The sequence below is a fragment of the Arthrobacter sp. StoSoilA2 genome (assembly GCF_019977195.1).
In the GTDB taxonomy this organism is placed as follows: domain Bacteria; phylum Actinomycetota; class Actinomycetes; order Actinomycetales; family Micrococcaceae; genus Arthrobacter.
In genome coordinates, this window is record NZ_AP024643.1 from 269,373 (window position 1) to 292,729 (window position 23,357).

A 23,357-nucleotide genomic window follows, 5' to 3' on the forward strand; every position below is an offset into this window, starting at 1 on the left:
ATGAGCTGTAAAGCCTGTCCGCCAATGCGGACTCTAGCTAGATTGTGCACATAGGTGCACGGCAGATGCAAGGATTCTGGAGCTTGTTCTTCCGGGAGTGACGAGTTGGCTCCGGACGATCGTAAACTGAATCATGGACGAAATGCACGTTGATTTTGCGGTGCCGGACGATGTCCCAGCGCCGCCGGATACTGTCCCATCGCTTGACGATGTTTCGGTGCCTGAACAACTTCAGGACTTGGTGATCGACAGCGATGATGTAGCGGGATTCCTGCATGATCTTGCCGTCTTCTCCGCGGCCTCCGTTTCCGAAGCCGTAGGCCTGGACGTCCTGTGCGGCATCACTTTGAGCAGGCGACGCCGCACTGCAACCGTGGCCGGAAGTACCCATGAAGCGAGGCTGATCGATGAAGTTCAGCAAGCTTACGGCGATGGCCCCTGCCTGGAGGCCATGCGCACCCATGCCACAGTGCATGTGCCCGATACCTCCAAGGAGGAAAGGTGGTCCGAGTACTGCACTGTCATCGCGGAACGGGGGCACCTTTCGGCCCTTTGCGTCCCGCTGGAGTTGGATGAGGGGGCTACGGCAGCCCTGAACTTCTTCGCCCCGAAGGCCAATGTCTACGACGACGAGACAATCCGGAATTGTGAGTTGTACGCCAGCCAGGCCGAGCGTTCATTGAGGTTGGCCGTGAGGATCGGCGTCAAGCAGCAGCATGCCGAGGATCTTCAGGCGGCAATGCAGTCCAGGACAGTGATCGACTTGGCCTGCGGCATCATTATGGGCCAAAACCGCTGTAGCCAGGATGAGGCCTTCAGGATCCTCACCAAGGCTTCCAACGGTCGCAACCAAAAACTCAGGGACGTGGCTGAGCAGCTCATCAAGGCTGTGGCCGCCGAAGCTCCCGTAGCGCACTTTGAGCCCTAAGGGCTGTCGCTGGAGTTTTCATCCCACCGTTAGGACCTGTGACGGACCTTGCACACTTGTGACGCCCGCCACTGATGAACTACATTCATAGGTGGGTTAAGCAGATAGCCCTTGGAGACTCATGACCTGAAGCCATCCAAGATGGTCCAAGAACTGCACCTTAAGCTGTGGCCACAATCGGCCGGCTCGCCGCGTGCATCCATGCAGGCCTCCTCGAGGAGCAATCAGCTTCTCCCGACGCGATTCAATATGTTGTCGGAACCCACCTCGCGGTGGATACGTGCATAAAGGAGAATGGCAATGACGCTTGGATCCCCTATTCCCGCCCCTAAACCCATGGTTGGGGCGAAACCCGCAACTTTTGACACCGCCACACGGCCTTGGTGCACTGTTTGCAATACTGATTCGTACATTTTTGTTGAGACCGTCGTAGAAGCAGAACCAAACCAGTCCGAAATCGTTGAAGTCAGCTATACCTGCAGTGAGTGCGATACGTTTTACGCCCACCCCGTGCCCCTGGTTGAACTAGTACCGGAGATCCAAGCCGAATTCCTGTCTACGTCCGCATCCGGCCTGTGGTTCAGCTGCACGCATTGCGGCGAGCCCATGACGTTGGGACGCCCCTCGGAGAGCATCATCGAGCCACCCCGTAGCACCGACGACCCGGACGGCCCGAGCCTGTTCGAGGTCTATCTGCAAACGCAGGTGCTCCATTGCCGCTGCGGTTTCCAGATGGAGGTTCCGCGCCACGTGGGATAACCACGGCATCTAATTTCGTTACTGCGGGGAGGGTAGCTATGCGTACGTTTGGCGTCGAGGAAGAGTTGCTGATCGCAGATCCCGTTGACGGGATGCCGCTTCCGCTTGCTGCCGGCATTCTGGACATAGCTGCCCAACCCCACATGAACGCGGCAACTTATCCGGAAGCCGGGGATTCCCTCAAGTCCGAGTTCAAACAGGAACAGATCGAGGTGAATTCCCGGCCTTGCCGGACAGCAGCGGAGCTTCGCGACGAGATCCGCCTTGGCCGGGCATTGGCCGACTCGGCTGCGCGGACCTTGGGCGCCAGGGTGGCAGCCTTGGCCACACCCCCCGAATTCCATGCGACGCCCACCCTGGGCAATCAACGCTACGCAACCATGGGCACCGAGTTCGGCCTTATTTCGCGCGAGCAGCTAACCTGCGGATTCCACGTCCACGTGGCGATCGAATCGCCGGATGAAGGCGTGGGCGTCCTGGACAGGATGCGCCAATGGCTGCCTGTGCTCCTTGCATTGAGTGCCAATTCTCCGTTTTGGATGGGCTCCGACACAGGCTTTGCCAGTTACCGGACCCAAATTTGGAACAGGTGGCCCACGGCCGGGCCAATGGATGTCTTCGGTTCGGCAGAAGGCTACCGCGGGGTGCTCGCGAACCTCCTGGGCACAGGCGTCCCCTTGGACGAGGGCATGATCTACTTCGATGCCCGCCTTTCCAGAGGCCATCCCACTGTTGAACTCCGGATCGCCGACGTCTGCCTGTACGCCGAGGACGCACTCACCATCGCGGTGATTGCCCGGGCTTTGGTGGAGACTGCGGCGACACAATGGCGGAAGGGGGAGCCGCCGTCGGACGCTTTGACCAGCCTGTTGCGCATGGCCAACTGGCGGTCCAGCCGCTTTGGCATCAACGATCAACTGATCCACCCGACGGACCACCGGCCCTATCCTGCTGCGGATGTAGCGGGGGCCTTGTTGAGGCACGTCCGCGGGGCGCTGACTAAAACCGGGGACCTGGCCCTAGCACGGTCCGGCGTGGCGAAGATCCTGCGCCGCGGCACGGGTGAACGTCTTCAACGTCAGGCTTACAACCGGCGGCTCAGGCTCTCCGATGTCGTTTCCGCCGCCATCGCCTCGACGCACGAGTACGGCGAACGCTCAAGCGCTGGCCTGTTGAGCCACTGATTGGTGGCTGCGGAACCGGGAAAAGCACCCCACATTCCGCGGAAAGTACGAAGACCTGCGGAAAGCACGACGGCGGCAGGCCCGGTAAGTGCGCCGGGTACCCGCCGTCGTCGTACTGATACTGGGGCGTTAGCCCTGGTTGATGCGGATCATGTTCCCGGAGGGATCGCGGAAGGCGCAGTCGCGGGGACCCCAAGGCTGCACAATCGGCTCCTGGAGCACTTCGGCACCCGACGCGCGCAGCCTTTCAAACGTCGCGTCGAGATCGTCCGTGTTGAAGACGAGCATGGGCATGACGCCTTTGGTGAGCAGCTCCTGGATGGCGTCGCCATCAGCTTGGGAGCGGCCGGCGTGTGGAGGGGAAAGAACGAGTTCGAGGTCCGGCTGGGCATCGCTGCCCAGGGTGACCCAGCGCTGGCCGTCCGAGCCGACGTCGTTCCGGACTTCCAGGCCGAGGGCGTCGCGGTAGAAGGCGAGCGACTCATCGACATCGTTGACGGTGACGTGTGCGTACTTCAATGAAATGTTCATGTCTCACACGCTATTGCAGCTGTGAGACCGGCGCTTCTTCAATCCTGCTCAGGTTCTTACTGCCGTTTCTTTCAGGGCGCGTTTGCTGCTTCGCGATGCAGGTGGGCATCGCCTTCACTGCATGGTGCTCGCGCGAGCGGTATTCGCTGGGCGTTACGCCGACGATCTCCGTGAAGCGTGAACTGAAGGAGCCCAAGGATGTACAGCCCACCTCCATGCAAGCATCGGTAACGCTGGTTCCGGCCCGCAGCAGGGCCATGGCACGTTCGATGCGCCGGGTCATGAGGTAGTTGTAGGGAGATTCACCGTACGCGGCCTTGAACTGGCGGGAGAAATGCGCGGGGGACATGAGGGCGCCGGCCGCCATGGTGGGCACATCCAAAGGCCGCGCGTACTCGCGATCGATGAAATCGCGGGCGCGCCGCAGATGGGCCAGGTTGGCCAGTTCCTGCGGTGTCATGGGGCCAGTCTACTAGGCTCGTTCCATGGATTCAGTGGTCTGGTCGAAGCCCGAAAACCAGCGCGGGGGCACCCCGTTGCTGGTGATGATGCATGGCTACGGCACCAGCGAGCAGCGCATGGTGGACCTGTTTCCGTTTCTTCCCGCAGAATTCACCTGTGCGGCCCTTCGCGGCCCGAAGGAAATTGGCGACCACTACGGTTGGTTCCTCCTGGACTACTTCCTGACTAACGACTTCGCCGACGTCATCACTTCAACCAACTCCGTTTTCAACTGGATCAACACCGTGAAAGAGAACCACAGCAGCGTCAGCCTGCTCGGCTACTCGCAGGGAATGGCCATGGCCAGCACGCTCCTGCGGCTGCGGCCCCACGCTTTCAAGGCAACGGTTGGCCTGTCCGGGTTTGTCCTGGACAACGACCTCCTGGCGCTCAGCGAATCCTTCGATTCGCCTCCGCCGTTCTTTTGGGGCCGCGACAAGGCGGACCCGGTGATCAATGAAGACGCCATCGCCCACACTGAAGAGTGGTTGCACGCGAACGTTGCCCTGACGGCGCGGACGTACCCGGGAATGGGGCACAGGATCGAGCCTGCGGAGCTGGTGGATGTCAGCGCGTTCCTTCGGTACTACGTTTTGAACGGGCACTGAGGGTTTTGAACGGGCACTGAGGGTGAACGCGAGCTTAGGCGCAGGCTCCGGATTAGACGGCATCAGCCCCTCAGAATCAACCTTTCCGTGAGATTCGCGTCACAAATTCGCATTCGACCACACACTATTGAATGACAAAATTGTAAGCGCTTACACTTTTGGCTTGCGGCCGCCCCAATGTGGGAGCTCTCCCCGGGTGCAGTGCCGTCATCCCAACGTTTAATCGAGTATGGAAAGGGTTGAGGCCGTGTTGCATGGTTAGGACTCACAGGGTGACAATCCAGGACGTCGCAGTCCTCTCCGGATTGTCCATTTGTACGGTGTCCAGGGCTCTGAGGAATCTCCCCAACGTTTCCGAAAAGGCCCAACGGCAAGTGGCGGAAGCCGCAAACAAGCTGGGCTACAAAGCCTCGGCAGCAGCATCCAGACTGGCGGGTGGCAGCACGGGTTCCGTGGCCATCATCGCCCCCACCGCTACAGCCTGGTTCTTCGCGCAGGCGGTGGAAGCGGCAGAAGAGGTCTTCGGCGACAGCGGCTACGACACCGTCCTGATCAGCCTTCGCAACAAGACCAGCGTGCGTAAGCAGGTCTTCGGCGATATTGAACGGTTGGCGCAAAGGGTGGACGGGCTGCTCCTGCTCAATGTTGACCTCGACCCCGGGGAAGTGGAAGCCTTGGAGGCTTCCGGGCTGCCAGTCGCCAGCGTGGGCATGCGGAATGTTCCGTGGGACAATGTTGGTATCGATGACGAGCGCGCAGCTTGGCAGGCCACCCAACACCTGCTGGGGCTGGGCCATTGGGACTTGGCCGTTCTCTCGAGCAATGAACACTCCGTTGTGACTGAGACCCCACGGTTCCACGGCTTCAGGCGTGCACTGGATGAACACCACCTCACCGTCCACCCGGACCTTGTGGTGGCTGCCGGGCCAAGCATCGACGACGGCCGCCGGGCAATGACCGAACTCATCACCCGCGGCGCACGGCCCACTGCAGTGTTCGCCCATTGTGACGAAGCAGCGTTCGGCGCGCTGATGGCCTTGCGGGAGCATGGCCTGTCCGTGCCCAAGAACGTTTCCGTGATCGGAATCGATGACCACCCCATGAGCTGGTTCCTTGGACTGAGCACTGTGGCGCAACCCGTTGCCGACCAAGGTGCCTTCGCCGCGAACCTGCTGTGCGAACGACTTTTGAATACAGATCCCCCCAACCCACCCTCCAACCACCTGCTCGATACCAAGCTCATCGAACGCAAAACCACGCGCCACAAGCGCTGAACGGAACTATGCACATGACTGATCTTCGTAATGCCTGGACTGGTGCTTCGGCGCTCTTGTTCGACCTCGACGGCGTGCTGACGCCCACTGCCGTGGTACACGAGCAGGCCTGGCAGGAGCTGTTCGACTCCTACCTCGCCGATGCCGGGCACCCGCAGGGATACCAGGAAAGCGACTACTTCGATCACATCGATGGCAAGCCACGCTTCGACGGCGTCCGGGACTTCCTGACCTCGCGCGGCATCACGCTGCCGGAAGGTCCGCTGGATGATGCCGCCACGAACGAAACCGTGCAGGGCCTGGGAAACCGCAAGAACGCAATCTTCAACGAGATCGTGGACACCCGCGGCGTCGAGCCCTTCCCCGGCTCGGTCAAGTTCATCAACGCCGCGCTTGAGCTGGGACTCAAGGTCGCCGTCGTGTCCTCTTCGAGGAACGCCCCCGCCGTACTGAAGGCAGCTGGACTTGACCACCACTTCACGGTGGTCGTCGATGGCCAGGTGGCCGCCGCCGTCGGACTTCCGGGCAAGCCTGACCCGGCCACGTTCACCTACGCTGCGTCCCTGCTGGACGTCCCCACCCAGGAATGCATCGTGGTGGAAGACGCCGTTTCCGGCGTGCAGGCCGGCAGCGCCGGCGACTTCCAGGCCGTCATCGGCGTGGACCGCGGCGCTGGCCGCCAAACACTGCTCGACGCCGGCGCCACCCTTGTGGTCGACGACCTCATCGATCTTCTCTGACCCTACTTTTCGAAGGACCTCTTTAGCCCATGGCACTCATCAGCTCTGATCGGCTGCGCTTTCCCTGCGAGCCTTGGAAGCTCGTGGAAAGTATCCACGTCCCCGGTGACGAGGGAACCCTGGAAACGCTGTTCGCCCTTGGCAACGGCCACCTTGGCGTCCGTGGCGCCCATTCCACGCGTGGCGACGGCGAACTTCCCGGCACGTTCATCAACGGCTTCCACGAAATCTGGGACATCAAGCATGCCGAGAATGCGTACGGCTTTGCGCGTACGGGCCAGCGGATTGTGTACGTCCCGGACGCCAACAATTTCACGGTATCAATCGATGGCGAGGCCCTGAGCCTGGCCGAATCCACGGTGCTGGACTATCACCGAAGTGTGGACTTCTCCACAGGCGTCTATGAGGAAACCACCACCTGGGCTTGCCGCTCCGGGGCTACGGTCACCACGGTGGAGCGCCGCGCTGTCGGGTTCGATTCGCGCGGATGTCTTGGTCTGGAACTGACCGTGAGCGCTGACCGCGACGTGTCCGCGGACATCGTTTCCGGCGTCGTAAACCGCCAGGACCAGCCTGTGGAGGACCACTCGGTCCATGACCCCAGGCGATCCGGCCGGCACGCCGGCCGTGTCCTGTTGCCGCTGCACCTCCAGGGTGCCGATGGCTCCTTGCGCCTGGCATGGGAGACCTCCGAATCCCGTCAGCGCATCGCGATGGCCGTGGATCACTGGATCTCCGCGGAAGGCCAGCCCTTCGAGACTGTCGTGGCCGAGGACGAATCGTCCGTCCGCTACGTCCTGGCCATCAACAGCGGTGAAGCGTTCCGTCTGGAGAAAACGGTCAGCTACGTCGTGGCCGGGCGCACCCTGACAGACGATGACGACGGTGGCGAGAGCCTGACGGCGGACGCCGAGGCAAACCTGGTGCCGTTCTCCGAAATCCTCGCGCAGAGCCAGGCCCACTACAGCCAGTACTGGACAACCGCGGACGTGGCAATCGGCGGCCAGCCCGAACTCCAGCAGGCCGTGCGGTGGGCCCTCTTCCAGCTGGCGCAGGCAACAGCCCGCGCCGGGGTCGCCGGCATTCCCGCGAAGGGCGTAAGTGGCTCCGGCTACGAGGGCCACTACTTCTGGGACCAGGAGGTCTACCTGCTCCCTTATCTGACGTACACCAATCCCGACGGTGCCCGGAAAGTGCTCGAATCACGGCACGCCATGCTTCCGGACGCACGTGTCCGCGCCAAGGAACTCAGCGTGGACGGAGCCCTGTTCCCGTGGCGCACCATCAATGGCCTGGAGGCGAGTGCCTACTACGCCGCCGGAACAGCGCAATTCCACATCGCAGCGGCCATCGCGTTTGCCGCCAACCGCTACGAGTGGGCCAGCGGCGACGCCACCTTCCGCGCCGACATCGGTGCCGACCTGCTCATTGAGACTGCACGCATGTGGGTCTCCCTGGGCTTCTTCGGAAAGGATGGCCTCTTCCACATCCACGGCGTCACCGGGCCCGATGAATACACCGCCGTGGTCAACGACAACCTCTACACCAACGTGATGGCGCGGTTTAACCTCCGTGCTGCGGCTGCCTTGGAACACGAGGGCATCGCTGACACGGAACGCTTGGTGTGGCGCCAAGCTGCCGAGCGCATGTCCCTCCCTTATGATCCCCACTTGGAGGTCTTCAGCCAGGACAACGACTTCATGACCCTGGAGCCATGGGATTGGAATACGCCCAAGTCCAAGTACCCTCTCCTGCTGAACTTCCACCCGTTGGTGATCTACCGGCACCAGGTCCTTAAACAGGCCGATACCGTTCTAGCCATGTTCCTCCAGTGGCAGGACTTCTCAGCCGAGGAAAAGCAGCGTGCCTTCGACTTCTATGATCCCATCACCACCGGCGACTCCACCCTGTCCGCCTGCGTGCAGGGCATCATGGCTGCCGAAGTTGGGTATGGCGACGTCGCACTGAAGCATTTCACCGAAGCCTTGTTCATTGACCTGGACAACTCACACGGCAACACGATCGATGGCGTCCACATCGCGTCCACCGGTGGAATTTGGAGCTCATTGGTCTGCGGTTTCGCCGGAATGCGTGACCAGGGCGAGGTACTGCGCTTCGATCCGCGGCTGCCCGTGGAGTGGGACGGCCTCTCCTTCCGGCTCAAGGTGCGTGGTCGCTTGCTGTCTGTGGAACTCATTCAGGGATCCATCGCGCTGGCGCTCGTTACCGGCTCAGGTTACAGCGATGAACCACTGCCGATTCGTGTTCGGGATCACGACGTCACCGTCAGCGCGGACACCATTACGGTGCCGCTGGAGACTGTACCCGTTCCGCCGCCGTCGATCTTTCCCAGCGTCTTCCCGACGGCAGGACTGCCAATCGTTCGGGCGTAGGCCGGCACGGCTCTTTGGGTCGGTTGCAGCATTAGCGGTTGTTCCCCAGTGGGAGCAACCGCTAATGCGGCTCAGTGAGGCGGGGGAAACGTCGATGTGTGGTCCTCGATGAGGCCACTCGCTGCGATTTCCCTCAGCGTGTAAATAGCCTTGGCTGCTGCGCCTTTGTCCCTATAAGTGACGGTCAGGGCGAGTTCGATCCCGTCGTCATCGACGAGGCGTACCCTGCAGTCGCCGCCAATGGCGTCAACGACTTCGAAATGCCCCGCCATTAAGCGGCACCCGGCTGCATTGCCTCTGCCGTATCTGTTTCGGCCCCCTGCGTGTTGGCCCCTTGCTGATGACCAAATGCGCGACGCCGATCCAACTCGTTGTTGATGAGCTCCAGAAGCGCTTGGGCCGGTTCGGACAAATGATGCGTATCAGCCGAGCCCAGCTGATCGCAATGGATGAGGACGTGGCGGATACGTTCAAGCTCGCGGGATGGAACCAAAGGCCAACGGTGGAACAGTTGCCGTACGGCTATCGCCCCGAGGAGGGCGTCGGGTTTGTTGGGCGCGACATGGTGCCCTGCTGCTCTTCTTCGAGCGACAGCAGCCGCGGAAGGCGCGACTCCATGTGCGAGGAGGATCTCGGATTTGAGGGAATTGGGGGCCATGCGGACCTCCCGAAATAGTGCGAGGGAAGCCGGCTGCGTGACTTTCAATCAAGCTTACAGAATGTGAGTTATGTCATGTCAATCATTACGTTATCTGCAACAGAGGCAGGATGGGTTCGGGCGTTGGTGCGGGCAGGCTGGCCATCCCAGCCTGAACTCCGGTTGGGATTGTTAGGCTGGAACGCATGAATCGCCGCCTTGCAACATTGTCCGCCGTGCCCCTCTTCCTCCTCCTCGCCGGCTGCGGCTCCGTGCAGGAAGCCGCCGGGAATGCTGCCAGCGATGCAGCCTCGAAGGTAGCCACTGCTGCTGCCGGGGAGGTCAACAAACAAATTTGTGCTGTGGTCCAGGACGGTTTGGTGAGTGTTGAGGACAAGCAGGTACTCAGTGGGCTGGTCACTGCTGCCCGCACCGCCGGTGTTCCGGCTGAAATCACGACTCCGCTGAATCAGATTGCTGAGGCTGGCGACGACGTCCCGGCTGATTCGGTCCAGGCATTGAAGGAAGCTTGTTCGGCATAGCCCTGGTTCGACATAGTCCTCATACCGGCATCCGCTCCGGTGTCAGTTCCAACTGGTGCGGTGCAGCACGTCGTTTTCCAGCCGCATCCCAGCCATGGAGAAGTGGGAGGCTGGCGAAGCTGGTGACCATGACGCTGTTTCGGGCGCCTCTGCCTGCACGGGTGAAGGAGGCGCCGGTGAAGTAGGTGCCGGTGAAGGCGGTGCTGGTGAAATTGCCGGAAAGCGCGTGTGGCCTGGCAGTGGTGGGGCTTTGGATTGGTAGGTGTGGCCGGTGGGGGTGCTGATTTCGAGGTGATGTCGGCTGCCGGGGATTGTTTTGGCGTTGCGGCCGGGGTTTTCTTTGGTGTGGTTGCAGGCTTCGCAGAGCCCGGCGCCGTTTTCCAGGCTGGTGGGTCCGCCGTTGTGCCAGGGGATGATGTGGTCGATGTGGCGTATGGGTGCGTCGCAGTAGGGTGTGCGGCAGGTGTCGTCCCGGGTTTGGATGAAGCGGCGCATCCCGGGTGGGAAGAGCCGGGCTTTGGAGTCCATGGCCAGCAGTTCACCGCTGGCGGGGGCTGTGTAGAGCCGGCGGAGGTAGACGTTGAACGCCTTATCTTCCGTGGACTCCGGGCTCACCTCTGATTGTGCTCCGGTGAGGAGGGTTCTGGCCCATCCGGCGGGGACGGTTCCGTAGCCTTGGAGCCGTGCTGGTTCGGTGTCGGCTTGGAAGAGGGTGCGGTCGGTCATGACGAGCTGGACATTGATGGCGCTGATGCCGCCGGGGGTGCCGGTGAGGCGTTGGACGAGGGTGTCGGCCATGACTTGTCCTCGGGTGCGGGTGTCTCCGCCGGCGCGTGCCGAGTCGGCGGCCCGGGTGAGGGCGGTGTAGGCGGCGACGCCTTGGGCGGCAGGGAGCAGGGCGGTGAGGATGGTCATGGTGTCCGGGGCTGGGCGGAGGCTGATGTGCCGTTCGGTCGCGGCGCGGGCCGCGCGTTGGGTGACAGTGCGTGGGTCGCGGCGGTAGGCGGCGGCTCGTGCGAGGGCGGTGATGGTCTTGTCTCCGGCGCCGTTGAAGGTTCCGGTGTCGGGGGCGAGTTCCTGATCTACGGCGGCGCGGTCTTCGATGGAGAGGCAGGCTGTTTCCTTCACGAGCAGGGTGGCCCGCCATTCGTTCAGTTGCCCGGTTTCCAGGGCGGCCATGGTTCGGGGCATCTCGGACACGAGGGCGTTGGCGAGTCCGAGGAGGCGGGAACCGCGGTTGGGTGATTCCCGCCGCGCGAGGGCGATCTGCGCGCCGACACCCTGACCGAGATCCGGGGAGGGGACGCCGGTGGCGGCTTGTTCGCGGCGCTGGGCCAGGTCAAACGCGACCGCTGCCCGCGCCTGCAACGCCGCGATCGCTGATTTCGCGTCTTCCAGGCCGCGAATCTGATCGATCAACTCGTTGCTGCCTGCACCGATTCGGAAAGAGCCCAGCACGGCCAGCAGCTCCTGAACCCCAGAGCCACCAGGCACAGGCAATGAAACAGGCACGCCCGAAACCGCCGTAGCTGTTTGGCTCTCTCCGTTCCGCTCCATACCCATACTTTGGCACCACTCCTTTTCGTTAGGGACCTGCCAACATGCCTATGTGGAAAACCCTCGAAATCTTGTTCAGGATCGTCCGAATCATGCCTCCCTGTGTTCACTCAGCGCAGTGAATTAGGATCAGATGCTAGGGAAACAAGCTTCACGCTTATCGAAGGATCATGGGATGGACGCAAACGGCCACGCTAAGGGCTATTGGTACGGCAAGGACCCCGGGCAGAAAGCCCTTGCCGTTGATGTCCTGAATGCCCTCCGGGTTTATCGTGTCTCGGAACAGGCCATGCGCAGGCGGACCCGTTCGGCCATGGGCATGGGTGAAAAGGACCTCTTGGCCTTGCGGTACCTTTTCGAAGCCGAAGCGGCGGGCAAGGTGATGAAACCCAAGGACCTGGGCGATCGCTTGGGCATAACGTCCGCGTCAATGACCACCCTGATCGATCGTTTGGTGGAATCCGGACACATCCGGCGGGAACCGCATCCGTCGGATCGTCGGGCCTTGATTCTGCGGCCTACAGCAGGTTCGGACCAGGAAGTCAGGCATACACTGGGCGGAATGCATCGCCGGATTTTGGACGTCGCAAGCGCGCTGAGCCCGGAAGAAGCACGTGTGGTGATGGACTTTCTTGAGCACATGCGCCAGGCCGTGGACACGATCGACGAAGACCCAACTGATGAACAACCCCAGGGCCCGGAATCTACCGCTTCATGACGTCAGGTTCCACTGCAGGATCAGTATCAGCGTGACCAGGAAACCCGATCCGTAGTTGAGCCAGATGAAACGGCGCCATGCAGTGTTGGTGCGTGCCGCCGTCATATCCGTGACGTTCCACCAGGGAGCGCAATTGGCGATATATGGGACGGCGATTGCCGCTGCGAGCGGCCCGGGCCACGGCGTGGCCAGCATGGCGAGACCCGCAACAAGCCAGAGTACGACGGCGAGCCGCACCGTTCGCCGGGCACCGAAGACTGTCGCTATGGAAGCGATATTTGCCTGCCGGTCCGGTTCGATGTCCTGGACGGCTCCAAACGCGTGAGCCGCCATGCCCCACAAGAAGAATGCGGCGAGCAGGATCAACAGTCCCGGCGTCATCTCGGCACCAGCCAACGTCAGAGCCACGACGGCGGGACTCACGAAGTGCGTACTCGACGTCAGTGAGTCCAGGACAGGACGTTCCTTGAATCGTAGTCCCGCCACGGAATAGGCGACCACGGCGAAGGCGCTCACAGCGATGCCCAGCCAAGTAGCAGGGCCACTCGCAACCGCCAGCACCACAAGGAATGGCACATTTGTGATGGCGGCGAGCCATAGCATTGGCCGGTGCAGCCTTGGTTGAAGCAGGGCGCCTTCAATGCCGCCTTTTCGAGGGTTTTGCAGGTCCGAGGCGTAGTCGAACACATCGTTGATCCCGTACATCGCCAGGTTGTAGGGGATGAGGAAATACAGCGTGCCGACCACCAGTACCCAGTTGACCTCTCGGGTGGTCAGGAACATCGCTGCAGCGAACGGATATGCCGTGTTGATCCAACTAATGGGCCGTGACGCGAGCAGGGCTTGGGGGATGAGACCTTTGAGGTTACTGCGCGGTGCCGCCTCCCGCCCCCGCGTCAACCAAACCCAGAGCCCGGGAAGAACCAGCACGCCCGCCAAGGGGTAGGCGAAGTCCTCTACCGGCGCCAGCCCGATCTTCAGGCCCAGAATGTGTGAGGCGTCGTAGTGGAAGAGCTCCATCCCGATCATCACGGAGTCGAATACAGCCGTCAGCACCGCCAGCGCCCCGAAGGCAAGGCCAGCCGCCTTCCAATGCTGCCTGGCTTCGTTGGAGTTCGCGCCCTTCCGGACACAAACCACGCCCACAACGGCCGCGGCCGCAACGAACACGAGCGAGAGCCACAGGTAAGTCACAGGTTCTTCTTCTGAAGTCGCCGATCCTCAAGCCGCTGATCTTCAAGCCGCTGATCTTCAAGCCGCCGACTCTCAAGCCGCCGGTCGCCCTCACGAGGCAGCATGGAGCGGGCAAGAATCCGCCGCGCTCCTGTATAAAGCACCATCGTGCACAGCACCAGGAACAGCAGGAACACAGGCTCTTCAAGGGGCAATTGCGGTCCGAGCATCACCCCGGTTGCGATTGCGCCCTCACCCCGCAGGAAGATTCCCAAACCGATTCCGGCCAGGTCCCAGCCGAGCAGGAACAAAACCCCGACGGCGGTCACGATCGCCGCAGCTCTGGCGTCGCGCCAGAAGAACAGTCGGAACCGGTGGTCCAGCAGCAGCATGCACATAGTGCCTATCAGCAGCACAGCAAGATAGACGATTCCCATCAGGGCAACCTGCCGGCGGTACGCTTCATGCGGCTGGGGTCGATAACGGTAGGCCCGGGGCTGTTGTCACCGCGAATCCTTTTCAGCACCAGTTCCGCACTGATGAGGCACATGGGCACGCCTACGCCTGGTGCGGTGGTGGCACCGGCGTAGAACAGCCCCGTCACCCGCTTGGAAGCATTCTGGGCACGGAACATCGCGCTCTGTCCCAGGGTGTGTGCCGGGCCGAGCATGCCCCCGCGCCAGGAGTTGTAGTCGCGGGAGAAATCTCCGGGTCCGATGGTCTGCCGGACCACGATCCGTTCACGGAGATCAGGAATGTTGGCCCATTCCGCGATCTGGTCGACGGCGGCGTCGGCAGTCCTCTCGATGAGGGAGTCGCCCGCGCCGTCCGGCCCGCCTGATCCGATCCCGGGGTCCGCGGGTATGGGGATCAGCACAAAGAGGTTCTCGTGCTCCGGCGGGGCAACGCCTGGGTCTGTGGCGCTGGGTTTGCAAACATAGATGGAAGCGGGATCCGGGATGCTGGGCTGATTGCCGAAGATCGACTGGAAGTTCGCTTGCCAGTCCCTGGTGAAGAACAAGGAGTGGTGCGGGAGTCCGGGCAACCGCCCCTTCACACCGAGCATCACCAGCACGGCACCAGGGCCGCTGGTTCGGCGCTGCCACCACGTGGCCGGATAACTCTGGTCCTCAGCGGCCAACAGGGCAGTTTCCGTATGGTGCAGATCCGCACCGGAAACCACGATGTCGGCAACGCTGAAATGCTCACTGCCGTGCTTCTCCCGCCAGCGGACGCCGGTCACCTCGCGTTTGGTGGTTCCAGGCAATCGACGACGGCGGCCCAAGCCGCCCAGATGCCCCTTGCCTCCGGCCCGGGCTGCTTCGCGGGTGGTGATCTGGACGACCTCCGCGCCGGTCTGGATGCGTACGCCAGCTTCACGTGCCAACGCTTCGAGACGCTCCACGAGCTGTGTGAAGCCCCCCATGGGGTACTGGACGCCGTCGCCAAGATCCAGTGCGCTCATCAAGTGGTACATGGCCGGCGCCTCAGCAGGATTGGTGCCCAGGAAGACGGCCGGGTAACCCAGGACCTGACGCAGCACAGGGTGGTGAAAACGCTGGGAGACAAACTTTTCCAGCGGAGTGAGCAGGAGGCGGGCCAGCTCCGGCAGGGCGCGCAGGATCTCGGGCTGCAGGAGTGATTGCAGCTTGGTGAAGGGGTTATAGAGGAAGAAGCGTTCAGCCATGTCGGAGGTGTGCTTTGCCGAAGCCAGATAGGTTGCGAGGCGCTGTGCGCTCCCTGGTTCAACCCGCTCGAACGTCCGCATGACTTGTTCACTGCCCAGTGGGATAGTGAGCGGATCCTGCCGCCCGTTGTCGTGCTTTGGTTCAGTGAACACACGGTAGGCGGGATTGAGTGTTTGAAGATCGAGCTGTTCCGCTGTGCTGGTTCCCAGCAGGCCGAAAAAGTGGTCAAAGACGCCAGGCATTAAGTACCACGACGGTCCGGTGTCGAAGCGAAAACCGTTCCGCTCCAACGTTCCGGCTCGCCCTCCCACGTGGTCGAGCCGCTCCAGAAGTTGCACTTCATGGCCTTCCCGCGCCAGGAGGGCGGCGGTGGCAAGCCCAGCAATGCCACCACCGATCACGACTGTCCGGGTCATTCGCGGCCGCATCATCATCGGGGCTCCAGCCAGGTTGCTGCGACTGCCCTGGCCGCGAGTCCTGCCTTGAAAACGTCAGGGACACGCACGCGGGACCGGTAGAGCTCGTCAATGTTTGTCTGTTCTATGCGGCGCGTCAGGGCAGCAAACAACGCCAGCGCACTTCTGACTGCGGCCCGGGCGTCATGCGGAAGAAGGGGAATGACGGCGTTGGCATCGTCCAATTGGGCGCGGATCGTCTTCACCCATTCCAGACGATCCCGGTCCTCAAGGTGGTCTGCCACACCCAGATAGTTGCGGCCCAGCCGGGCCGTGTCATCGGAGAGGTCGCGCAGGAAGTTGATGTTCTGGAAAGCAGCGCCCAACCTGCTGGCGCCATACCGCAAAGCCGCGGCATCGCCGTCGTTGATGTTCTCCCCGCGCATGAAGACGCGAAGGCACATCAGCCCAACCACCTCGGCGGAACCGTACACGTACCCCTGATGAGCCCCCGCATCAAATCGGAGAGGAACGGCGCGCGTTGGCGTGCGCTCGCCGAGGTCCGTGCGCATTGAGGCGAAAAAGGGGTCAATCAGGGACTCATCTATCCCCGCAGCCCGTGCCGTCTGGGCGAAGGCGTGGATGATGAGATCGCTGCTGTAGCCGATGTGGAGCGCCCGGTGGGTTTCATCGATGAAGTGGTCCAAGGCGTCGTTTTGCTGTTGGTGACTCAGGCCGGCTTCGGCAGTGACGCCGTCAACGAGTTCATCGGCCACACGCACCAAAGCGTAGATGTTGCGAACATGCTGGCGGTGGCGGGGTCCAAGGATCCGGGTTGCCAGCCCGAATGAGGTGGAATAGGCAGCAATGACCTGGTTTGCGGCGCGTTCGGCCGTCCGTGTGAAATGCCCAAAGGACGTGTCGACATCGACGCTCATGATTGCCGTCCTTCCAGTTGTGCGGCTAGATCGATCAAGACGTTGAGTGCGGTTTCGGGAATGTTTGCGGCATGACCTCGTAAAATTTCGTGGAAGTGTGCCAGTTGCTCCCGGATCAGGCCTTGGACGAAAGCCTCGGCCCCGCAGTCGCTGAGCTGCCGGCGTACGTGCTCCGCCTGCGGCCTGCTGAGTTCGGAACGACCAAACCATGGCTCAATCGCCGGCCAGGCGCTGGTCATCCGCGCATAAGCAATGATGGCTGTTTGTTTGCCTTCACGTAGATCGGAAAAGGGATCCTTGCCGTGCTGGCGCGGATCCCCGAAGGTGGACAGGAAGTCGTCCTGGAGTTGGAAGGCCAGCCCAAGATGGCGGCCCGCCGTGGCGAGGACCGATTCCATGGAAGCATCAGCGCCAGCCAAAGCGGCGGCCGCACGAAGCGGAAGTTCGAAGGTGTAGGTGGCGGTCTTGTATCCGCACATCATGAGGATTGTCTCGAGTTCGGGGGCGATGACGCCGTCGCCCAGGCCAACATCGAGTTGCTCTCCGGCCACCGTCTCGTTGATCGTGTGTTCAAGAAGATCGAGGAGCCGGAGACGCAGAGGATGGGGCAGGTCCGCTCTTGCGAAGGCCTGATGGGTGGCGGCCAACAACAGATCGCCCATCAGGATTCCGCCCGTGCGGGCCCAATGGAGTATTGCTTGTTCTCCGGGCTGGCTATCGGCGCGGGGTAGTCCGGCTTCCGTCAGGAGGGACCCGATCAGGTTTGGCCTGCCGCGGCGGACGAGGTCGCCGTCGATCACGTCATCATGCAGGAGGAAGGCGTAATGAAGGAGCTCGACGGCGGCCGCGATGCTGATGGCGGTCTGCCGGTTTGGATGATGATCCGAACGCATCCGGGGCACTTGCAGGGCGTCGTACATTTCCATCAGGAGCAGCGGGCGGACGAATTTCCCGCCGAGCACGTTCTCGCCGGCAAGGGCCCAAAGACGGGCAAAACGGGGACCATACGGGGCCGCTGCAAGGGCTCTGCCGGACATAAGTCCGCCCAGTTCGTCCTCGATGGCGGAGCAGAGATCGGTTCTGCCACGATCGGTCTTGATGCGCGCGGCACTGGACGTGACAGTCATGCTTGTGCTCCGAGCGCCAGGGCCTGGGCCTCGACGAGCTGGGGAAATTGCAGTGCCAGCCATGGGCTGAAGGCAGCAGGAGTCCTGTCCAAGGCTTCTGCAAGGAGTCCCGGCGACATCCAGGCGTAGTCAGACACTTCCAGCGGATTTGGCCGGAGCGTTCCCAGGACCCGGGCCACGTAGACAGGGCAAAGCTCATTCTCGACGATGCCCGAGGGGTCCACGGCGCGGTAACGGAAGTCAGGGAGAATCAACTCGATCCGCCTCACGTCCACTCCCAGTTCAAAGTGCGCGCGACGGAGAACAGCGTCCTCGGGGTCCTCGCCGGGAGCCGGATGCCCGCAAAAGCTGTTGGTCCACACCCCTGGCCACGTCTTCTTCTCGGGGGAGCGGCGTGTAAGGAGGAGCTCGCCGAGGTCATTGAGCAAGTAGCAGGAAAAGGCAAGATGCAGTGGAGTTTCCTGGGTGTGGACTGCTGCTTTGGAGGTTTCGCCGATGGGCCTGCCGGCGTCGTCGAGAAGGACGACCATTTCTGTCGCGTTCATTCTTTGCCTTCCTCCGGCGCCTCGAACGTGGAGATCCACTCTCCATTATTGCTAGACAAGCTAGCTAGAAGGCTACCATGTATGCAGTTAGGTGTAACATACTCAGAATGAACAGACCGGATGAAATCGAAGCCTCGGTTTCCACCGGCATGTATGACATGGACGTCAACGATCCCGGGCGCGAACTGGTAGACCGTGAGGGGCTATCCCGTGACGATGTCCGGCAGATCAGCCAGCTCATGGCCTCGCTTGAAAGGTTGCGTGACGCCGAACAGCGGCTCTCTGAGACCTCGCTGAAATTCATGAAGGTCAACCACTCGGATATGCGGGCCCTGCACTACCTGATCGTTAGCGCCAATAGTGGAGTCATTGCCACCCCCGGCGCCATTGCTGCACACCTGGGCATTTCGACGGCGTCCACCACCAAACTTCTCGACCGTCTGGAACGCGCGGGGCACATCGCAAGACAAGCGCACCCCACAGACAGGCGCGCCCTTGCCATCGCGATCACCCCTGAAACGCACGAGACGGCCATGCGGACCGTAGGGCGCCAGCAAGCCCGGCGTTTTCTGGCCGCCGCCCGCCTGACTGCAGAGGAGCGTGAAACCGTGATGCGCTTCCTGGATGACATGGCCAGGGAGCTTTCTGTGGGGGACGGTGCGGTTTAGTGCTTTAGGAATGGCCGGTGATAGTCAGTGTAATGAGCACTATGTTCAGCCCGACGATCAAAGTTGCACTCGTCCAGCCTGCTATCTTCAATGGCTTGGAGTCCGCATGGATGCCCATGACTTCCCGCTTGCCGGTGAGTCTTATGAGCGGGATCAGCGCGAAAGGAATACCAAAGCTCAGCAGGACCTGGCTCAGTACCAGGGCCAGGGTGGGCTCAACGCCTGCTCCCAGAACGATCAATGCCGGAATGAGGGTGATCACGCGGCGGGTCAGCAAGGGGATGCGTACTTTTAGCAGGCCGCCCATGATGGTTGCACCGGCATAGCAGCCTACCGATGTCGATGCGAGGCCGGAGGCCAACAAGCCGATTGCGAACACGACGCCGATAGCCGGACCAAGTGCCGACGTCACGGCCGCGTGGGCACCGGCAATCGTGTCTGTTCCCTCAATGCCCCGGAGGCTGGAGGCAGCCAGCAGGAGCATCGAAATGTTCACCACACCGGCAAGCAAAAGGGCGCCCACAACGTCAACGCGGGTTGCGCGGATCAGCCGCGTCCGCACCGCCGGGTTCTCTGAGAAGCCGTGGCGGTCCCGCGCCAAGGCCGAGTGCAGGTAGATTGCATGCGGCATCACTGTGGCACCGAGCATGCTTGCTGCCAACAGGACTGTATCGGTGCCCTCAAAGCGGGGGAGCAAACCGCCCAGTGCGCTTCCTGCGTCCGGAGGGTTGACGAACAGACCGGATACAAACCCGACGGCAATGATTCCCAGCAATACCAGGATCGCGTACTCGAAGGAGCGCTGGCCGCGGCGGGACTGCAGCGCCAAGAGCATCATTGATGCGACACCCACGATGAGACCACCGGCCAGTAGCGGAAGTCCGAACAAGAGGTTGAGGGCAACCGCGCCGCCGATTACCTCGGCCATGTCTGTGGCGCCGGCTACGATCTCGGCCTGCGCCCAGTAAAGGCGCCGGCGCCTGGTGCCAAGCCGCTTGCCGAGAATCTCCGGAAGGCTCATGCCGGTTGCGAGGCCGAGCTTCGCTGATTGGTACTGCACAAGGACTGCCATGGCGTTGGCTGCAACCAGCACCCACACCAGCAAATACCCGTAGTTGGCTCCGGCCGTCAGGTTTGCGGCCACATTGCCGGGATCGACGTAGGCGATCGCCGCCACGAACGCGGGGCCCAGGAGGAGTAGGCGCGACCAGACTTTCGTCGGTGCAGGTCGTCTTAGCAGGCTCGGGGCGGTCATTGATTCATCCTCATCATCGCGGAATTCTCTTTTGAGGATAGCCGAAAGTTAGGCGCACCGAAAAGTAGTTTTTAGGCGCTCCGTTTCGGAGGCCTCAGTACCTAGGCCTCAGCACAGGAAGTTTCCGAGGTCAGTACAGGAAGATGGGCAACCAGTCGCGGTTGTGCGCATGGACCAGCGCCAGGAACAGGACGAAATCGAAGAGCAGATGAACTGACACCACGTAAGTGAAGGACTTCGTCAGCTTGAACGTATAGCCCTGCAGCAGCGCGAACGGGAAGGTAAGGAGGGGACCCCACGCCTGGTAACCGATCTCCCACAGGAAGGACGAGAAGATCACAGCTTGCAGGAGGTTGGCCAACCAGTCGGGGAAGTGTTGGCGTAACAGCGTGAACGTGGTGCAGATGAAGAACAGTTCGTCCCAAATGCCCACGGAGTTCACTCCGAGGAAGAGGCGCCAGAAGATGGTGGGATCGGACGCGTCCGGCCAATTGTGGTAGACGCCCGTCCGAATGAGGTAGGCCGGGAGGATGAAGTACCCAAGCGCTACGACGCCCACCAGGTATAGCTTCGCGGCGAGCGGCCATGGACGGCCCGTGTTGACCGGAAATTTGATGATCTTTTCGTTGTACAGGTGACGGGATACAAGCCACGGAACCAGCACGGCCAAAGCAAGGGCGCCACCCATGAGTGCCATGTGTCCGATGCTGAGATCCGCGTTCAGGGGTACCAGGCTGATGATGACCATTCCGGCTGCTACCACTGCCAGGTGCCGCATCAGGCCGTGGTCGATGAATACAGCGGTGACAATGCTGGCCGCCACGAGTGCGTAACCGAGAAAGTCATTGCCCAGGGCGAAAAGTGGCACCCCGGACAGGGATAGTAGCCCCGCTGGCAAAAGCTTCCAGGTGAGCGCGGTCCGGGATTCCGTGGAAATCGACATCACATCTCTAGCATCCCAGTGCTGGCTGCCGCACGACACGGTTTTCCTGGACTGCATCAGGCCCCTAACTGGAACGCGGAGTTTCTCTGTAAGATTCGTGGCAGGGCCCATGCTTTTTCGGGTTCAGGTCATGTCTGGCTTAGCCAGCGGGGGATACTCATAAAGGAATATTCAATGGCTCAAGAAGCGGGCTCTTTTCCACCGGGCGGCGGTGCTGACCACCCATCAGCGGAGGACGTCGAGGCGTCCACCTCTGCCCGGGACATGACCATGCGCGAACAGGTGATGGACATCATCGATGCCATCCTCGGTGATTCCGATCCGAAGAGTGAAGGGCCCAGGAACAAGCTCCGCCAGCTCATGGAGGCTCGTCCGGATGATCCCCAGGGCGCTTTGCTGGAGCACCTGCTGGAAACACGGAAGGTTCCGGCCCCGGAGCCGGCGGTTCCGCTTCTACGGGAAGTTTCCAGTGTCCACCTTGAGTCCTCCGATGCGGCGCGCACGGTGACCGTTCCCGTCAGCCAGGAGGTTCGGGAAGACATCCAGGCAATACTGGCGGACAAGCTCTTGTTGACGGCCTTCCAGCCGGTCCATGCACTGCCTGACGGAAATGTGGTGGGCGTCGAAGCGTTGACCAGGTTTGTCGGTGAGGACGGCGCGGGCGCGGATGTCTGGTTCCGCGAGGCCGCGGAAGCGGGCCTGGGGACTGAATTGGAGATCGCAGCCCTTCACTGCGCGCTGACTGCAGCCAAGGACGTCCCCCATGACATGTATGTTGCCTTGAACCTCACTCCGGCGACCTCCCGTGACCCAAGGGTACGGAACCTGCTTGCTGCTGCGTCGCTGGCGCCGGAACGGATCATCGTGGAACTAACCGGCAGCCTGGAACCCTTGGAAGGCCAAACGCGCGACGACGGACTCGGCCAGTTGCGCTCGCTCGGCCTGCGTGTTGCTGTCAGCGCCTCCGGGGCAGGTTTCGTTTCCATGGACCTCCTGAGCGAGCTGAGCCCGGACATCATCAAACTCGACCGCCATCTCATTGAAGGTATCGAAGGCAGCGAGGGACAACGGATCCGTGCCAGGGCAGTGGTCGAGCTTGCCCGGGAAGTTGGAGCTGCGGTGGTTGCGGAGGGCATTGAAACTCCCTCAGAACTCAAGGAAGTCACGGCGTTAAAGGTGACTGCCGCCCAGGGATATTTGCTCGGACGCCCCTCGGTTCACCCCTTGGACTGGTCCGCCTGGAGCATCCGCGCGCAAGCTGAGGCCCAGCCGACGGGCTAGTTTCTTCAGGGTTCGCGATCACTGTTCGTGCGGATCCGTCCCCACATACGTCCCCGGCGGCATTCCGGCGCCAAAAACAGGCCCGGGATCCGGTCGCTTGGGGTGTCGGTTGTCCTCGGCCAGCCTTTGCGTGAGACGTTGAAGAACCCAGGGAACCAGATGTTCCCGCGCCCAGACGATGTCGTCCGCCCTCGCCTCCCGCCACGTGCGTGGAGGCAGGGCCTTAGGAACCATCGGCTCCAAAGTGTGCGGGACATTGAGCGTATCCAGCACCATCATGGCGATGGTGTGTTGGCCCAGCGGGGAGAAATGCAGCCGGTCCGGATCCCACATTTGCGGGTTGGTGAGCTGGCGCAACGCCCAGAGGTCGGCGATCACGGCGTCGTGGCGGGCGGCGATGATGCGCATGTTTTCGTTGAAGATGGCTACTTTGCCACGGGCATGTCCGAGTACCGGGGTTGCACCCCAGTCGGGGCCCGCGAACAGCAGGATTGTTGCGCCTGTGTCCGCCAGGACCTTCACGCCGGAATCAAGTTCGAGGGCCAGTTTGTCGGGATCGCTCCGGTGGAACAGCAGGTCATTTCCACCGGCGTTGAGCGTAATGAGATCCGGCTGCAGGTCAAGGGCCGGGCCCATCTGCTCTTCCAGGATCTGGTGGAGCAGCCGGCCGCGCACTGCAAGGTTGGCGTACGCGAAGTCCTCGTGGCCGGCGCTCAATTCTTCAGCGACCCTGTCTGCCCAGCCCCTCAGACCGCCGGGGCTGCCGGGCTCCGGATCGCCTACCCCTTCAGTAAAGGAATCGCCCATCGCCACGTAGCGGCTCCACGGGTGCAGGCGGGTCCCGAATCCGGCGGGACCACCCTGCGCCGGACTTCCATTCCGGCCACGACCGTCGGCGCTGGGCGCGTTCATTCCCCCATATTGCGCTCTCCCGCGGCGCAACGCCATGGGTTGTGCGGATCGGTAGTAAGT

Annotated in this window: 25 protein-coding genes; 11 read left to right on the forward strand and 14 right to left on the reverse strand. The window is 62.0% G+C overall.

Annotated features, from left to right (window positions below; genetic code table 11):
* Positions 1–133: 133 nt before the first annotated feature.
* From LDN82_RS01310 to LDN82_RS01320, 3 genes are all read left to right on the forward strand, one after another.
* Positions 134–928: a GAF and ANTAR domain-containing protein gene (locus LDN82_RS01310; RefSeq protein ID WP_224166079.1), complete on the forward strand. Its 795-nt coding sequence runs from the start codon at positions 134–136 to the stop codon at positions 926–928.
* A gap of 300 nt (positions 929–1,228) precedes the next feature.
* Positions 1,229–1,687 (forward strand): hypothetical protein, encoded by a 459-nt coding sequence (locus LDN82_RS01315; protein WP_224094801.1) that lies wholly within the window; start codon positions 1,229–1,231, stop codon positions 1,685–1,687.
* A gap of 38 nt (positions 1,688–1,725) precedes the next feature.
* Positions 1,726–2,871 carry a glutamate--cysteine ligase gene (locus LDN82_RS01320; RefSeq protein WP_224166080.1) on the forward strand — a complete coding sequence of 382 codons (1,146 nt, stop codon included), beginning with the start codon at positions 1,726–1,728 and terminating at the stop codon, positions 2,869–2,871.
* Between the two features lie 129 nt (positions 2,872–3,000).
* On the opposite strand, the gene LDN82_RS01325 is transcribed toward LDN82_RS01320, so the two are convergent.
* On the reverse strand, positions 3,001–3,402 hold the full coding sequence (locus tag LDN82_RS01325) for a VOC family protein (RefSeq protein ID WP_224094804.1): 402 nt from the start codon (positions 3,400–3,402) through the stop codon (positions 3,001–3,003).
* Between the two features lie 10 nt (positions 3,403–3,412).
* Positions 3,413–3,862, reverse strand: a complete 450-nt coding sequence (locus tag LDN82_RS01330) for a helix-turn-helix transcriptional regulator (protein ID WP_224166081.1) — start codon at positions 3,860–3,862, stop codon at positions 3,413–3,415.
* A gap of 25 nt (positions 3,863–3,887) precedes the next feature.
* On the opposite strand from LDN82_RS01330, the gene LDN82_RS01335 reads away from it, so the two are divergent.
* The 4 genes from LDN82_RS01335 to LDN82_RS01350 all read left to right on the forward strand — a co-directional run bounded on the left by LDN82_RS01335 (position 3,888) and on the right by LDN82_RS01350 (position 8,918).
* Positions 3,888–4,511, forward strand: a complete 624-nt coding sequence (locus tag LDN82_RS01335; RefSeq protein WP_224166082.1) for a phospholipase — start codon at positions 3,888–3,890, stop codon at positions 4,509–4,511.
* 272 nt (positions 4,512–4,783) lie between these two features.
* Complete coding sequence (locus tag LDN82_RS01340; RefSeq protein ID WP_224166083.1) at positions 4,784–5,785, forward strand: LacI family DNA-binding transcriptional regulator; 1,002 nt, start codon at positions 4,784–4,786, stop codon at positions 5,783–5,785.
* 8 nt (positions 5,786–5,793) lie between these two features.
* Entirely contained in the window at positions 5,794–6,525 is a 732-nt protein-coding gene (locus LDN82_RS01345; RefSeq protein WP_224166084.1) for a beta-phosphoglucomutase family hydrolase, read from the forward strand.
* A 29-nt stretch (positions 6,526–6,554) separates the two neighbouring features.
* Positions 6,555–8,918: a glycosyl hydrolase family 65 protein gene (locus tag LDN82_RS01350; protein WP_224166085.1), complete on the forward strand. Its 2,364-nt coding sequence runs from the start codon at positions 6,555–6,557 to the stop codon at positions 8,916–8,918.
* Positions 8,919–8,989: 71 nt separating this feature from the next.
* Here LDN82_RS01350 and LDN82_RS01355 read toward each other — a convergent pair whose 3' ends face one another.
* Positions 8,990–9,190 (reverse strand): hypothetical protein, encoded by a 201-nt coding sequence (locus LDN82_RS01355; RefSeq protein ID WP_224166086.1) that lies wholly within the window; start codon positions 9,188–9,190, stop codon positions 8,990–8,992.
* A complete protein-coding gene (locus tag LDN82_RS01360) occupies positions 9,190–9,576 on the reverse strand; it encodes a hypothetical protein (protein ID WP_224094816.1) in 387 nt (128 codons plus the stop codon). Before LDN82_RS01360 ends, LDN82_RS01355 begins: the two co-directional genes overlap by 1 nt.
* Positions 9,577–9,761: 185 nt before the next feature.
* Between LDN82_RS01360 and LDN82_RS01365 the strand changes: the two genes are divergently transcribed.
* Positions 9,762–10,097: a hypothetical protein gene (locus LDN82_RS01365; RefSeq protein WP_224166087.1), complete on the forward strand. Its 336-nt coding sequence runs from the start codon at positions 9,762–9,764 to the stop codon at positions 10,095–10,097.
* Between the two features lie 42 nt (positions 10,098–10,139).
* Here the strand turns inward: LDN82_RS01365 and LDN82_RS01370 are convergent, their stop codons facing one another.
* Entirely contained in the window at positions 10,140–11,654 is a 1,515-nt protein-coding gene (locus tag LDN82_RS01370) for an HNH endonuclease (RefSeq protein WP_224166088.1), read from the reverse strand.
* Positions 11,655–11,829: 175 nt separating this feature from the next.
* On the opposite strand from LDN82_RS01370, the gene LDN82_RS01375 reads away from it, so the two are divergent.
* Entirely contained in the window at positions 11,830–12,372 is a 543-nt protein-coding gene (locus LDN82_RS01375) for a MarR family transcriptional regulator (protein WP_224166089.1), read from the forward strand.
* Here the strand turns inward: LDN82_RS01375 and LDN82_RS01380 are convergent.
* The 6 genes from LDN82_RS01380 to idi are packed head-to-tail and all read right to left on the reverse strand — an operon-like array spanning position 12,367 to position 18,238.
* Positions 12,367–13,566 carry a prenyltransferase gene (locus tag LDN82_RS01380; RefSeq protein ID WP_224166090.1) on the reverse strand — a complete coding sequence of 400 codons (1,200 nt, stop codon included), beginning with the start codon at positions 13,564–13,566 and terminating at the stop codon, positions 12,367–12,369. The genes LDN82_RS01375 and LDN82_RS01380 overlap by 6 nt on opposite strands.
* Positions 13,563–13,982, reverse strand: coding sequence for a lycopene cyclase domain-containing protein (locus LDN82_RS01385; protein WP_224166091.1), 420 nt, complete (start codon positions 13,980–13,982; stop codon positions 13,563–13,565). The genes LDN82_RS01380 and LDN82_RS01385 overlap by 4 nt, the downstream gene beginning before the upstream one ends.
* Entirely contained in the window at positions 13,982–15,649 is a 1,668-nt protein-coding gene (gene crtI / locus LDN82_RS01390) for a phytoene desaturase family protein (protein WP_224094822.1), read from the reverse strand. Before crtI ends, LDN82_RS01385 begins: the two co-directional genes overlap by 1 nt.
* A 14-nt stretch (positions 15,650–15,663) precedes the next feature.
* Positions 15,664–16,566, reverse strand: coding sequence for a squalene/phytoene synthase family protein (locus LDN82_RS01395; protein ID WP_224166092.1), 903 nt, complete (start codon positions 16,564–16,566; stop codon positions 15,664–15,666).
* Positions 16,563–17,693, reverse strand: a complete 1,131-nt coding sequence (locus LDN82_RS01400) for a polyprenyl synthetase family protein (protein ID WP_224166093.1) — start codon at positions 17,691–17,693, stop codon at positions 16,563–16,565. Before LDN82_RS01400 ends, LDN82_RS01395 begins: the two co-directional genes overlap by 4 nt.
* Positions 17,690–18,238 carry an isopentenyl-diphosphate Delta-isomerase gene (idi, locus tag LDN82_RS01405; protein WP_224166094.1) on the reverse strand — a complete coding sequence of 183 codons (549 nt, stop codon included), beginning with the start codon at positions 18,236–18,238 and terminating at the stop codon, positions 17,690–17,692. The genes LDN82_RS01400 and idi overlap by 4 nt, the downstream gene beginning before the upstream one ends.
* A gap of 107 nt (positions 18,239–18,345) precedes the next feature.
* Between idi and LDN82_RS01410 the strand changes: the two genes are divergently transcribed.
* A complete protein-coding gene (locus LDN82_RS01410) occupies positions 18,346–18,906 on the forward strand; it encodes a MarR family transcriptional regulator (RefSeq protein WP_224166095.1) in 561 nt (186 codons plus the stop codon).
* 4 nt (positions 18,907–18,910) lie between these two features.
* Here the strand turns inward: LDN82_RS01410 and LDN82_RS01415 are convergent, their stop codons facing one another.
* Positions 18,911–20,161 (reverse strand): Nramp family divalent metal transporter, encoded by a 1,251-nt coding sequence (locus tag LDN82_RS01415; protein ID WP_224166096.1) that lies wholly within the window; start codon positions 20,159–20,161, stop codon positions 18,911–18,913.
* Between the two features lie 130 nt (positions 20,162–20,291).
* Entirely contained in the window at positions 20,292–21,107 is an 816-nt protein-coding gene (locus tag LDN82_RS01420) for a CPBP family intramembrane glutamic endopeptidase (RefSeq protein ID WP_224166097.1), read from the reverse strand.
* A 171-nt stretch (positions 21,108–21,278) separates the two neighbouring features.
* Here LDN82_RS01420 and LDN82_RS01425 point away from each other — a divergent pair, with 171 nt between their 5' ends.
* On the forward strand, positions 21,279–22,385 hold the full coding sequence (locus LDN82_RS01425; RefSeq protein WP_224094829.1) for an EAL domain-containing protein: 1,107 nt from the start codon (positions 21,279–21,281) through the stop codon (positions 22,383–22,385).
* Between the two features lie 18 nt (positions 22,386–22,403).
* Here LDN82_RS01425 and LDN82_RS01430 read toward each other — a convergent pair whose 3' ends face one another.
* Positions 22,404–23,297: an SGNH/GDSL hydrolase family protein gene (locus LDN82_RS01430; RefSeq protein ID WP_224166098.1), complete on the reverse strand. Its 894-nt coding sequence runs from the start codon at positions 23,295–23,297 to the stop codon at positions 22,404–22,406.
* Positions 23,298–23,357 lie beyond the last annotated feature (60 nt).

Excerpts from the sequence above, each read along its gene's own strand:
- LDN82_RS01310 (WP_224166079.1), top strand. The coding sequence starts at position 134 with ATGGACGAAATGCACGTTGATTTTGCGGTGCCGGACGATGTCCCAGCG.
- LDN82_RS01315 (WP_224094801.1), top strand. The coding sequence starts at position 1,229 with ATGACGCTTGGATCCCCTATTCCCGCCCCTAAACCCATGGTTGGGGCG.
- LDN82_RS01320 (WP_224166080.1), top strand. The coding sequence starts at position 1,726 with ATGCGTACGTTTGGCGTCGAGGAAGAGTTGCTGATCGCAGATCCCGTT.
- LDN82_RS01325 (WP_224094804.1), bottom strand. The coding sequence starts at position 3,402 with ATGAACATTTCATTGAAGTACGCACACGTCACCGTCAACGATGTCGAT.
- LDN82_RS01330 (WP_224166081.1), bottom strand. The coding sequence starts at position 3,862 with ATGACACCGCAGGAACTGGCCAACCTGGCCCATCTGCGGCGCGCCCGC.
- LDN82_RS01335 (WP_224166082.1), top strand. The coding sequence starts at position 3,888 with ATGGATTCAGTGGTCTGGTCGAAGCCCGAAAACCAGCGCGGGGGCACC.
- LDN82_RS01345 (WP_224166084.1), top strand. The coding sequence starts at position 5,794 with ATGCACATGACTGATCTTCGTAATGCCTGGACTGGTGCTTCGGCGCTC.
- LDN82_RS01350 (WP_224166085.1), top strand. The coding sequence starts at position 6,555 with ATGGCACTCATCAGCTCTGATCGGCTGCGCTTTCCCTGCGAGCCTTGG.
- LDN82_RS01355 (WP_224166086.1), bottom strand. The coding sequence starts at position 9,190 with ATGGCGGGGCATTTCGAAGTCGTTGACGCCATTGGCGGCGACTGCAGG.
- LDN82_RS01360 (WP_224094816.1), bottom strand. The coding sequence starts at position 9,576 with ATGGCCCCCAATTCCCTCAAATCCGAGATCCTCCTCGCACATGGAGTC.
- LDN82_RS01365 (WP_224166087.1), top strand. The coding sequence starts at position 9,762 with ATGAATCGCCGCCTTGCAACATTGTCCGCCGTGCCCCTCTTCCTCCTC.
- LDN82_RS01370 (WP_224166088.1), bottom strand. The coding sequence starts at position 11,654 with ATGGAGCGGAACGGAGAGAGCCAAACAGCTACGGCGGTTTCGGGCGTG.
- LDN82_RS01375 (WP_224166089.1), top strand. The coding sequence starts at position 11,830 with ATGGACGCAAACGGCCACGCTAAGGGCTATTGGTACGGCAAGGACCCC.
- LDN82_RS01385 (WP_224166091.1), bottom strand. The coding sequence starts at position 13,982 with ATGGGAATCGTCTATCTTGCTGTGCTGCTGATAGGCACTATGTGCATG.
- crtI (WP_224094822.1), bottom strand. The coding sequence starts at position 15,649 with ATGACCCGGACAGTCGTGATCGGTGGTGGCATTGCTGGGCTTGCCACC.
- LDN82_RS01395 (WP_224166092.1), bottom strand. The coding sequence starts at position 16,566 with ATGAGCGTCGATGTCGACACGTCCTTTGGGCATTTCACACGGACGGCC.
- LDN82_RS01400 (WP_224166093.1), bottom strand. The coding sequence starts at position 17,693 with ATGACTGTCACGTCCAGTGCCGCGCGCATCAAGACCGATCGTGGCAGA.
- idi (WP_224166094.1), bottom strand. The coding sequence starts at position 18,238 with ATGAACGCGACAGAAATGGTCGTCCTTCTCGACGACGCCGGCAGGCCC.
- LDN82_RS01410 (WP_224166095.1), top strand. The coding sequence starts at position 18,346 with ATGAACAGACCGGATGAAATCGAAGCCTCGGTTTCCACCGGCATGTAT.
- LDN82_RS01415 (WP_224166096.1), bottom strand. The coding sequence starts at position 20,161 with ATGACCGCCCCGAGCCTGCTAAGACGACCTGCACCGACGAAAGTCTGG.
- LDN82_RS01425 (WP_224094829.1), top strand. The coding sequence starts at position 21,279 with ATGGCTCAAGAAGCGGGCTCTTTTCCACCGGGCGGCGGTGCTGACCAC.
- LDN82_RS01430 (WP_224166098.1), bottom strand. The coding sequence starts at position 23,297 with ATGAACGCGCCCAGCGCCGACGGTCGTGGCCGGAATGGAAGTCCGGCG.